The organism is Spirosoma liriopis, assembly GCF_023196085.1.
Lineage (GTDB): Bacteria > Bacteroidota > Bacteroidia > Cytophagales > Spirosomataceae > Spirosoma > Spirosoma oryzicola.
The window spans coordinates 1193815-1206060 of the sequence record NZ_JALPRF010000003.1; the positions used below are offsets into that span (position 1 = coordinate 1193815).

Annotated in this window: 7 protein-coding genes; 4 read left to right on the plus strand and 3 right to left on the minus strand. The window is 50.5% G+C overall.

Annotation, left to right across the window (positions count from 1 at the left end; all coding sequences use genetic code 11):
- Positions 1-384 precede the first annotated feature (384 nt).
- Positions 385-1680, minus strand: a complete 1296-nt coding sequence (locus tag M0L20_RS21900) for a sensor histidine kinase (protein ID WP_248479036.1) — start codon at positions 1678-1680, stop codon at positions 385-387.
- Complete coding sequence (locus tag M0L20_RS21905; protein WP_248479038.1) at positions 1677-2354, minus strand: response regulator transcription factor; 678 nt, start codon at positions 2352-2354, stop codon at positions 1677-1679. The genes M0L20_RS21900 and M0L20_RS21905 overlap by 4 nt, the downstream gene beginning before the upstream one ends.
- Before the next feature lie 100 nt (positions 2355-2454).
- On the opposite strand from M0L20_RS21905, the gene M0L20_RS21910 reads away from it, so the two are divergent.
- The 4 genes from M0L20_RS21910 (at position 2455) to M0L20_RS21925 (ending at position 9661) form a co-directional block, all read left to right on the plus strand.
- Positions 2455-3543 (plus strand): TlpA disulfide reductase family protein, encoded by a 1089-nt coding sequence (locus tag M0L20_RS21910; protein WP_248479040.1) that lies wholly within the window; start codon positions 2455-2457, stop codon positions 3541-3543.
- Positions 3544-3726: 183 nt separating this feature from the next.
- Positions 3727-5163 (plus strand): TolC family protein, encoded by a 1437-nt coding sequence (locus M0L20_RS21915; RefSeq protein ID WP_248479042.1) that lies wholly within the window; start codon positions 3727-3729, stop codon positions 5161-5163.
- A 119-nt stretch (positions 5164-5282) separates the two neighbouring features.
- A complete protein-coding gene (locus tag M0L20_RS21920) occupies positions 5283-8525 on the plus strand; it encodes an efflux RND transporter permease subunit (RefSeq protein WP_248479045.1) in 3243 nt (1080 codons plus the stop codon).
- Positions 8522-9661: an efflux RND transporter periplasmic adaptor subunit gene (locus M0L20_RS21925; protein WP_248479047.1), complete on the plus strand. Its 1140-nt coding sequence runs from the start codon at positions 8522-8524 to the stop codon at positions 9659-9661. Before M0L20_RS21920 ends, M0L20_RS21925 begins: the two co-directional genes overlap by 4 nt.
- A 42-nt stretch (positions 9662-9703) precedes the next feature.
- Here M0L20_RS21925 and M0L20_RS21930 read toward each other — a convergent pair whose 3' ends face one another.
- A complete protein-coding gene (locus M0L20_RS21930) occupies positions 9704-12172 on the minus strand; it encodes a TonB-dependent receptor domain-containing protein (protein WP_248479049.1) in 2469 nt (822 codons plus the stop codon).
- Positions 12173-12246 lie beyond the last annotated feature (74 nt).

The following is a 12246-nucleotide window of genomic DNA, read 5'->3' on the forward strand; positions in this document are numbered from 1 at the left end:
TCCCTACTATTCTTCTTACTGCTAATACTATATCCCTTCCTATAAGCGAATTAATGAACGAGTTTCTTAAAATGGGTTATAAAATAAAGCAGGACTAAATAGATAATAATAATCCTAAAGTAGTGTTCTATTTTTGCAAGATTCTATTCTATTTTCTATTCATAGCATGAATTTATCGATAGTATATTTACTTTTTACGGCCAGGAGTATATAAAAAAAGGAGTACTTGTTAATAAGTTAGTACCTACTTCACCACAATACTTGTAACTAAATTTCAACAAACCTTTGCATTCGTCGTTAGCCTTCCAATGTCTTCTAAAGAAAAGATGTTCTTCTAAACTTAAGTATTACCCCGTTAGGCTAATCATATGTTTTAATAGCTAACTAGGTTATCATTTTATTTGAATCAGCGGGTAACAATCTCGAAATGCGGAATTGATGGTTGCCTTGCGTTTCCTTATAGCTAATGGACAGTTCGTAACTATCGCAGATTTGTTTAACGATTGCTAAACCAAGTCCGATGGAATCCGTTCCGGTTCCTTCTTTTTTAAATCGTTCAAAAAGTCGTTGTGGCTCCGAAACCAGCGTCCCTCCTGTATTACTCAAACATAAGAATTCATTGCTCGAATCCAGTTCAATAAAGCCCCCGGACTGGTTATGTTTTATAGCATTATTTACCAGATTCGTCACCAGAATATCAGCCAAAGCAACTGGCAGTTCCGCTTCAAACGAATCATGCGAGCAAATATGAACCGTCAGTTCCTTGAACGACAGTACCTCTTCCATATCCTGCAATTTTTCGACGAGCAACTGGGATAAATCGATGAGTTGGATGCCCTGAAACTGATGATTTTCAATTTTCGACAACAATAACAATCCCTGATTTAAGCGTACGATGCGCCGGGAGGCTTCATAGATTGTTTGTATCCAGTGCGTTTGTATCTCGGTTAATTGTTCGCTCTGGATCAGTTGCTCTACTTTAGCATTGATCAAAGCGAGTGGCGTTTGCATCTCGTGCGATGCGTTCTCCGTAAATTCTTTTAAACTTTGGTAATCCTGCCGCATCTTATCAGCCATTTTTTGCAGCACTTCGTTCAACTCATTGAATTCTGTTATTTCGGATGTAGCCAGTTGCAAAGGAGCCTCACTATTCAAATTGAAATGTTTGATGCGCGACAACGTATTATAGAATGGAAGCCAGATTCGCCCGGATAACTTTCCCTGAAACCAGAACGTCCCTATTAACAACAAGCCCAAAAATGTAGCCATTGTAAACGTTACGGCTTCAATAAGTCGGTACGTTTGAATCAGCGATTTTCGAATAGATACCCGATGAAGCGTTCCATGGATGGGCACGTAGAATGTAAGCTGTCGAAACGGAATTAGCTCGTCGTCATAGCGGTTTTGAATCAACGTATCAGCAAAAAAGGCTCGCCTTGACGTGGGCGGTTGACTCACCGGCGCAACCTCAATTTTATTTTCGACAAAATAAGGACTGCTCGACCAGGTGTTATGAATACGAACGTACGTTTCGAAATCGCGTCGTTCGATCTGCAATCGGCTTTCCACTTCGTCATAAATCAAATAGCGAATGATCTGGTAGAAAGCCAGCGCCGTCAGTAAATAAATAATCAGCGAGAACGCCAGATAAATGCGATTGGTTTTAGCGAGCAGTTTCACGATTGACTAAATTTATAACCGATACCATAGATCGATTGTACGTAATCAGCAGCTCCTTTTTCGATCAATTTCCGACGCAGATTTTTGATGTGCGAATAAACGATATCAAATGAATCCGCCGAATCGATGTTGTCACCCCACAAATGCTCGGCAATAGACGCTTTTGTGAGCGCAACGTCGATATTTGACAAAAAATAAAGTAACAAATCGTATTCCTTCCGCGACAAAGTCGTAAGCTGATGGTTAACGTAAACCTTCCGGTTTTGCGGTACGACGACGATCTCCTGAAAACGAATTTCGGTATGCCCGCCAAACTGTCTACGTCGCAGCAATGACTTCACTCTGGCGTTTAATTCGGAGAGATGAAACGGCTTAGTCAGGTAATCATCCGATCCGATTTCCAAACCTTTCAATTTATCTTCCAGCGCGTTGCGGGCAGAAATAATAATAATTCCTGTCGTAACAACCAGTTGCTTCAGCGTTTGAATGATCTGAAAGCCGTCGCCCCCCGGTAAGGTTAGATCAACGATAATACAATCGTAGGTATAGAGGTATATTTTTTCGTCGGCCTCCTGCACGGTCGTGGCTGTTTCACAGATGTATCCTTCCTTTTCCATGTAATCGGTGATACTTTCAGCCAACCCTTTTTCATCTTCAACTACCAGAATTTTCATACGACTGCTTAGCGAAATAGTACACGAAAATAGCCGCCAATTCTGGAAAGAATTTGGAAGTTTTCGACGTTACTTTATACCAATCAACCTTTTATAGACTATGGGCACAATATCCTCTAAACGTATAGCCTTTCTAGTGGTATGTTGCCTGGTTTGTCTTCGCTCGGCAGCTGTACACGCTCACGATACGACCACCGTTCATTGTTTATTTTCTCAGGATTGGGAAGGCAAACAAGCTATGCTGGTAGTAAAGGTTTTGTACCAGCCACCAATTATTGTTAAAGCGACCGTTTTCAACAGAAAGGCCGATTTTACGATTACCTTGCCCGAGCCCAGTCCGGCCTATATCTGGCTTGAAGGGAAAAAAGAGGATTACCAGCTCTTTATTGACTCACCGGCTATCTATGTCAGTTTCGACCAAACAGCGTTCGTCACGGGTTCTCCCAGCAGTGAGTTATGGGCCGAGCAGCTAGCGATGCTGACTACCAATCAAGAGTCCGAAGGTGATCTACGAACCGAACTCGCGCATGCTTTCTTCGATAACGATTCACTAGCTATACGTAATCTTGAGCAACTGGACGATTCCCTAAAAACAGCCCATACCAATCAGCTCGTCAAACAAATTTTAGATCATCCTTCATCGGCATCAAGCTGGTTCCTTTTTGCCTCGAATCACTTTTCTTACAACCGGACACTTGATTTGTTTGGTAAACTCTCCGCCTTTTCTTCCTATCCATCGTTCAAACGAATACAGGCGAAATTGGCAAAAAATCAAGTTGATACTAAGGTTACTGATTTCACTTTACCAACAGTCACTGGGCAAAGTTTTACGCTATCAACGCTAAAAGCAACGTATATTTTAATCGACTTTTCGTCCCGTTTTTTCGCAGCCTGCCACAGACGGCATAACGCGCTAAAACAAATTTACAGAACCTATCATCCGCGTGGGCTGGAGATTGTCACGGTCTCCCTTGAATTTGATTCGACAGCTAGCAGGAACGATATGCAGCAGGAAAACTTACCGTGGATTCACCTTCTGGATTTAATGGGGCCAACTTCTATTAGCAACCAATTCGGCGTTGAACAGATGCCGGATACCATTCTACTAAGCGCCGGTCAAACGGTACTCGGTCGAGATATGTCCGTGAGCGAAATTGAAGCCACGCTCAGTCGTCTACTGAAAAAATGATAATCCTGTACATTCTTAACGAATGCTCTAACCGCTAACGAGCGGTACTTATCTGCATGAAACTGAGCTTGAACGCTTGTTTTTATCGATAAAGCCCAGTTTTCCCAAATGTTTCCAGAATTGAGATCGTGTTTTGCCTACACTTGTCCGGGAGCCAGATGATAGCCGGACAGGTTGACGCCAATGATCTACCCGCATTTTCTGGAGTCTCACCAGCAACGGTCCACCTCCACAAAGTACCGACGAACAACGGGCTGGCTGCTCTGGCTGAGTGCCGGTCTTCTCACAACCCAGGCCGTAGCGCAGCAACCTACCCTCAATCAGGTTCTTGACCAGAGCGTTCGGCAATATCCGTTCCTGAAATCCAAACAGGCCGAAGTCAGCAGTGCCGAGCGACGATTGCAGGCCAGCCGCACGGATCTGCTGCCGATTGTGATGCTCCAGGATCAGTACAACTACGCCACGAGCAATAGCCTCAACAATTCGTTTTTCCCCAACGAAGGCACCAATATATCCACCTCCGGTGGGGTCAGGCCCGTTGCTCTTTCGCAAGCCAGCTTCGGCAGCTACACCAGCGCTTCTATCGAGTGGCGAGCCATTGCGTTCGGGCGGGTAAAAGCGGGTATCAACGTAGCCAAAGCTGACCTTCAGCGCAGCCAGGCCGATTACGAAAACGAACTTTTTCAGCATCAGGTCCGCACCATTGACGCCTATCTTCTTTTACTGATCAATCAGAAACTGGTTCAGATTCAGCGGAGTAATCTAGATCGGGCGCAGACGTTCAAGCGCGTCGTCGATTCAGGCGTTCGGTCGGGGATGCGGGCGGGCGTCGATAGTGCGCTAGCGACGGCGGAATCGGTACGCGCCCGGTTACTCTTGCTCGAAAGCCAGCAGCGGGAACAGGTGCAGCGCCTTCGACTTTCCGAACTGGCGGGTCAGCTTCAAAGCGGGATGCAGGTCGATAGCATGGGCTTCTACACCTCGATTCCCAACGGTGTTTTCCTATCGGATTCGCTTTCACCGAAGAACCCAACCCTGCGTTTGTTTCAGTCGCAGATTAACCTGTCGGCAGCCCGGAGCTTAGCTACCCAGCGGTCGGGGATGCCGCTTATTTCGCTGGTTGGCGCGGGTAACGCCAGAGGTTCGGGTTTCTCCAATCAGGGCGATGTCTTTCTGAACAACCAGATTAATGGACTCGGCTATCAGGTTGGCAATTATCTGGTTGGCGTTGTTGCACGCTGGAACCTGACGAACCTGTTACGGGCTCACCAGGATTACCGGGCCGATCAATTTCAGATCGAGCGGTCGCGGCAGTTGTTCAATACGCAACGGCTGCAAATTTCACGACAATATCAGGAAGCCGAAACGCAGTATCAGGTCGCGCTGGAGCAAGCCCGGCAGGCTCCTATCCAGCTGCGGGCGGCCCGGCAGGCTTATAACCAGGCCAAGTCACGCTACGAAAGCGGCCTGACCGATTTACCGACCCTGCTGCAAAGTGTTCTGACACTCAACCGCGCCGAAGTAGATGGCTACGTGTCGATTAGCAACGTGTGGCGTTATCTGCTCCTCAAAGCAGCCGCTGAGGGCGACCTATCGCTATTTATGAATCAAGTCAATTAAGTAAAGTCCAGGTTGTAGTTTCCGGTAGGTGGGTTGTGCGTAGTTGGGATTGACAGCGCAACGTCCGACCAACCCAGCACCGGGAACTACAGGCTGATCATTAATTACCGAAACCTGTTATGTATCAACTCATTCGATCTGCCTTACGAAAACCAATTTCGGTGGTTGTAGCGGTTCTGGGACTTCTCTTCTTTTCGGTGATGTCGCTCTTTACCATCCCCGTCGATATCTTCCCAAACCTCGATCTGCCCACGATTTATGTGGTTCAGCCTTACGGCGGTATGGCCCCCGACCAGATGGACGGGTTCATTGCCACGCGCTACCAGGACCACTTTTTGTACGTGTCGGGGATCCGCGACATCGACGTAAAAACCATTCAGGGACTATCGTTGATCAAACTACAGTTTTATCCGGGAACCGACATGGCTCAGGCTGCCGCCGAAGTAGCCAACAACGTCTCGCGGGCGAAAGCGTACATGCCCGAAGGCACCGTGCCACCCCAGGTGGTGCGCTTCGATGCCAGTTCAGTACCGGTGGGTCAGTTGGTGTTTGAAAGCCCCACCCGCTCGCTCAACGAAATTCAGGATTACGCATCGTCGCGGGTACGACCGATGTTTTCGCGTATTCCGGGCGTGTCCAGCCCTCCCCCCTTCGGTGGTAACCAGCGGACGGTCATCATCAAAGTCAATCCGCAGCTGGTCCGCAGCTATCAACTGACGCCCGAAGAAGTCATCAAATCCATCGTTACGAACAACCAGCCGTCGCCCGCCGGGAATATCCGCATTGGCGACAAAGCCCTGATGACGCCGGTGAACTCGCTCGTAAAACGTCCCGAAGACTTTTTGAACATTCCAATTCGGGTTGGTTCGGGTCCGACGGTGTTTGTGCGCGACATTGGTACGGTTGAAGATGGCGCTGACGTGACGGTGAGTTATGCCCTGGTCAACGGTCGCCGGGCGGTATACATTCCGGTGGTAAAAAAGTCGGATGCTTCCACGCTGGATGTCGTTAACAACATCCGGAAAGCGATGCCCGAATTACAGGCCGCCGTGCCCGAAGACGTAAAGATTTCGTACGAGTTCGATCAGTCGGTTTACGTCACGAACGCCCTGAAAAGTCTGGTCACGGAAGGGATTTTGGGTGCCGTACTAACCGGCTTGATGGTACTGCTGTTCCTGCGCGACTGGCGTAGCGTGATTATCGTGGTCGTCACCATTCCGATTTCTATTCTGTCGGCAGTAATCATGCTTAATTTATTTGGGCAGACGATCAATATTATGACCTTGTCGGGACTGGCTTTGGCGATTGGTATTCTGGTGGACCAGGCAACGGTGACGATTGAAAACATCCACCAGCATCTGGAAACGGGAAAACCCAAAGCCGTAGCGATCTGGGACGCTTGTAAAGAAATCGTCTTCCCTGAATTCCTCATCCTGCTGGCGATTCTGGCCGTGTTTGCGCCTGCGTTTGTTATGAGTGGCGTACCGCGATCCATGTTCCTACCCTTGTCGTTATCGGTTGGTTTCGCCATGATCGCGTCGTTTCTCCTGTCGCAAACGTTTGTGCCCGTACTGGCCAACTGGCTTCTAAAAAGCCATCCGCCCCACGAAGCGCCAACGCTGGCTCTCGACGCGCAGGAACGGCACGCTATACTAGAAGAGGATATGCATCCAGAAGCCAACGCAAAGGGTTTCGACAAGTTCAAACAGCGGTATTCAACCTTTCTCGATAAAGCTTTGAATCGTCGGGGGCTGGTTGTTGGCGGGTATCTGCTGGGTAGTCTGGCGATTATCGTGGTCTGCTTCCTGGTTATCGGAACGGACATTCTTCCCCACGGCAACAGCCACCAGTTTCAGATGCGGCTTCGGATTCCTGATGGAACGCGGGTAGAACGAACCGAAACGGCCACGCTAAAAGTACTCGACATCATCAAGGATGCGGTGGGTGCCGAGAACGTTGAGATCTCGTCGGCGTATGTCGGTACGGTTCCGTCCAGCTACGGTACGTCCAACATCTTCGTGTTCAACAGCGGTCCACACGAAGCGGTTTTGCAGGTGTCATTAAATGAAGAGCATCCCGTAAAAATGGATGATCTCAAAGAGGATCTTCGGTCGCGGATTGCCAAAGCATTACCCAATGCAGCCATCTCGTTTGAACCCATCGAGCTGACCGAAAAAATTATGAGTCAGGGCGCTTCGACGCCAATTGAGGTAACGATAGCCGCTAAAGACCTGACCGAAGCGGGACGCTTTGCCAATAAGATCCGGGAGCAGATGACCAAAATCGATTTCCTGCGCGACGTGCAGATTGCGCAACCGCTGGCCTACCCGGTGCTGAACGTAACGATGAACCGCGAACGGGCTGGACAATTGGGGGTTACATCCACGCAGGTCGCCCGGTCGATGGTAGCGGCTACGTCGTCAAGCCGGTTTACGGATAAAAATCTGTGGCTCGACGAATCGAAGGGACTGGCTTACCAGGTGCAGGTGCAGATTCCCGAATACCAGATGAGCAGCACCAATGACATTGGCAATATTCCGCTGCGCAGTGGCGAAATGCATCCGCTGCTGTCAGACGTGGCTACGTTTTCGGAAGGCACTGCTCCCGGCGAATACGACCGCGCCGGACCAAACCGACTCGTTACAATTACCGCCAACTTGCAGAACATAGACTTGGGTACGGCCCAGAAAGCCGTGCAAAATGCCATCAAGAACGCGGGCGAACCACCACGCGGTGTCCTTGTCGAGATGGGTGGTCAAACCAACCTGCTGACCGATACGCTCAGTAGCCTGCAAACGGGTCTGCTGGTCGCTATCGTCATTATCTTCCTGCTGCTGGCGGCCAACTACCAGTCGTTCAAGCTGTCGCTGGTGATTTTATCGGCTATTCCTGCCGTAGTGGCGGGTGCCCTGCTGATGCTGCTGGCCTGCGGTGCCACGCTGAACCTCCAATCGTACATGGGTCTGATTATGTCCGTCGGCGTATCGGTCGCTAATGCGATTCTGATGGTGACGAATGCCGAAAATCTCAGATTGGAAATTGGCGATACCCGTAAAGCCGTGGTGCTGGCGGCCAACAGCCGGATTCGCCCAATTCTGATGACCAGTATCGCCATGATTGCGGGGATGGTACCGATGGCGTCGGGACTTGGCGAGGGTGGTGATCAGATTGCCCCACTTGGCCAGGCCGTAATTGGCGGTTTGATCGCTTCCACACTGGCGGCACTTCTTATTTTACCATGTGTATTCAGCCAACTACAGGCCAAAGCAACAACGCAATCCGTATCGCTCGACCCCGAAGATCCAGAAAGCAAATTTTTCGACAACCAACTGACTCCCGCTCCTGCGGTCCGCTCCATATGAAACCATTATTGAGAGTAATCTGGCCGGTATCGGTTCTGGCTGGCCTGGCTGCCTGCTCGACATCCGGCAATCACGACACCAAACAGGCTGCCACAAAAGAACCAGAAACGCCCCAGGTGGCTATGACAACGGTTCAGGCCTTGCAACCCAGCAAACGGGTAACCCTGCCGGGTGAATTGAAACCCTGGAATCGGGTCAATATCTACGCCAAAGTAAAAGGTTTCGTGCGGGAGATTCCGGTAGACCGGGGCACGTTCGTTCGCAAAGGGCAAGTGCTGGCCCGGCTTGATGCCCCCGAAGTTCTTTCGGAACTCAGTCAGGCGCAGGCCCAGCTACAGGCGCAGGAAGCAACGCTGGTTGAGCAAACGACCCGCGCCCGCGCCAGTCGGCTGACCTATAACCGACTGCTGCAAACGGCCAAGATGGAAGGTGCCGTGTCGGCCAATGAACTCGATCAGGCGCAGGCCAAAATGCAGGCCGATAGCGCGATGGTGGTCATGGGTAAAGGTACCGTACAGGCCGCCCGTTCGAATTATCAGGCTAAAACCCAGCTCCGACAGTACTTAACGATCACCGCTCCGTTCGATGGCATGGTAACCGAGCGGAATATCAGTCCCGGCGCGCTGGTCGGTGCGGGCGATAGCGGTCGTCCGTTGTTTGTGCTGGAAGATAGCCGTACCCTGCGATTGACGGTAGCGATTCCCGAGACCTTTGCCAACCAGCTCAAAAACAACAGCGCCGTTTCGTTTACGGTCAATGCCATTCCCGAACGCCAGTTCAACGCTAAGTTGGCCCGGAGTGCGGAGAGTCTGGTGGAAGCGAACCGGGCGATGATGGCCGAATTTGACGTCAACAACGCGGCTCGCGAATTAAAATCCGGGATGTACGCCGAAGTGACATTGCCCGTTGAACGGTCGGCCAAAACGATGTTCGTACCGACTACTTCCGTCGTGAGTTCCAGCGAAAAAATGTTTGTGATTCGGGTACGCGACAACCGGGCTCAATGGGTATCGGTGCAGAAAGGCAACGTCGTTGATAGTCTGGTTGAAGTATTTGGCAGCGTTCAGCAAGGCGAACCGATTGTCAAAATCGCTTCGGAAGAAATTCGCGATGGCCAGGCGATTAAAACAAAATAGCTTGTTCTGTTCCTCTCCGATCCGTCGGAGAGGAACAGAATCCTACCTTACCCGGCTTTGTTCGTCCTCTACGCTGGACTGACGCTGGCGGGCTACTTTTAAGTTACGATTGCCGAAATTATAGGTAAACGTCAGTCGGGCTACGCGCGTTTCCCAGCGGTTGGTGAAGGTCAGGTTCGTACCCGCGTATAGGATCGTTCCCCGGTTCCGCGTGATATCCAGAATGTCGCTTACGTTCAGACGCAAGGTGGCCGCTTTCGCCAGCATTGTTTTTTGAAGACCTACGTTCACCTGCCCCATACCACCGAATCGGCCCTGACCGTAGATTGACGCGGTGTTGTACCAGCCCGACAGTTCAGCGGTAAATCCTTTGGCAAGCGTAAACCGGTGGTTCATCGTAAAGTTGGCCGACACGCGCCGATAGTCTAACCGCTCGCCAAGGTATTCCGCGTCGTAAGCATTCAGAAAAATATCTGCCGTTTGTCGGACGGTCCACCAGGCAGTCAGTTTTAGCGGTGTACTCAGACTTAATACGATATTGTTGAGCACCGCCAGATTGACCGTGGTCGATTTCAGGACCTGCCCCTGCTGCTCATTGACGCCTGTAATGACGTCCGTCGTGTGATTGTAACCCAGACTGACGTTCGTTTCATTTTTATAGGTGTAGCCTACCTGAAACGCATTCGTGTACTGAGGCCGTAGAAAGGGATTCCCCTGCGCGAAGGTATACGGGTCCATCACGTAGATGAATGGATTGAGATCCTGATAGCTCGGTCTATCGATCCGGCGACTGTAGGAACTGGTCCACTGATGATCCGGGCTGGCTTTGTAGGTTAGAAACGCACTCGGAAATGCATTCAGGTAACTGCGGTCTACGACTTTCTGGAGCGTCACCGAATTGCCAACGGAACGCGTGTATTCCAGCCGAACCCCAGCCTGTACGGACCATTTAGCCCAGCTTTGACTTCCGCTCAGATAACCAGCGCCAATTGTTTCTTTGTACAGAAAATGATTCGTTCGCTGCGGGTCGGCCACATAACCACTTTCCGTCACGGTCCCGAAACGTACATCATTGTCGGATGTTACGTAACTAATTTTACCCCCGGTTTCTAATTTCAGTCCTCCACGCATCGGATGAACGTAATCAGCTTTTACGGCCTGAATCAAAATAGCGGAAGGAGTCTGATTCAGCTGAAGCAGCGGAGGACGAATTTCTTCGTTCTGCGCGTTCACATAGCGAGTCCGCATGTTATCCTGCCCGTTGACGTGTACCTGCCCGTAATCCAGATCAATCGTCAATTCCCGCCCCAGCGTATCAAACGTATGTTTGAGATTGGCGTTGGCCGACAGCCGTTGCATGGGTCGCGTCGACGTATTCGTCATCGTTACGGTCTGCTGAAGCTTATGCTGTGCGTTGTAAATCAAATTGGTATTGTCGATACCAGACGCCCGATCGGTCAGCAACCCATTGATCATAACCCCGACCGTTGTGTTGCGGCTCAGCGTATAATCGGCACCCGCTTTAAACGTATGCACCCGCTCGGTACTGATTTGCGTGCCCAGGTTGTTCACCGTCGTTAGCGAATCCCCCGCCCCAAAACGGCGCAGCGCATCGACAGACGAATACCGCTGGCGATAATCGTAGTTGTAGTTACCAAACAGGTTCCAGTTTCCTGCTTTATGGTTGAGCGTTGCCCCCGCCGAGGCTTTCGGGTACCGACCATATCCTGCCCCGAACGTAGCACTCCCCGCCGTACCGCCACCGACAGCACGACTGCCGCGCTTAAGTCGGATGTTGATGATACCCGCGTTTCCGGCAGCATCGTATTTAGAAGAAGGGTTCGTAATCAGCTCAATTGTCTGAACGCTGTTACTGGGCGTATTGCGCAACAGATTAACCACTTCCTGAGCAGACAGATACGTTGGTTTACCGTCGATCATCACTAGTACGCCCTCACGTCCTTTGAAGCTGATACGGTCGTTCTGGTTATCAACGACGACGCCCGGCGCTTTTTCGAGCACTTCCAGCGCTGTTCCTCCCGCCGAAACAATGCTGTTTTCGACGTTGACGACGGTTTTGTCCGGCAGTTGCTCGATAAACGGTTTTTGCCCTGTAACGGTTACTTCGCCTAACGTTTTCGTAGCGTTGTTCAGGACAAGTGTCGGCACATCCGTTTGCGGTTGATCGGCGGCAACGGTAAACGGCCTGGATAAAGTCTTTTGAAAACCCACAACCTGAGCCGTGACCTGGTACGTTCCCGGCTTAACATTGTCGAACGTGTAGCCGCCCTCCGCATCTCCGATAGTACCTTTCACCAGTGTAGAGTCACTGGCTTTTACCAGCATGAGGGTGGCAAACTCAAGCGGCTTTCCCGACGGGTCGTGCACCTTACCCGTAACAGCCGTCCGAACCGACGACTGAGCCAGGGACAAGGATGACATCAGGCTACCGCCTAACATTAGTAGAACGCAATACGTTAATTGACAGAATAGTAGAGGTTGGCGTTTCATTGCAGTTGTTGTTTAACACTGCAAAGTTGGTCAGTCAGACCACGCCCATCAATCGCACAAAGATGTGAAAATAG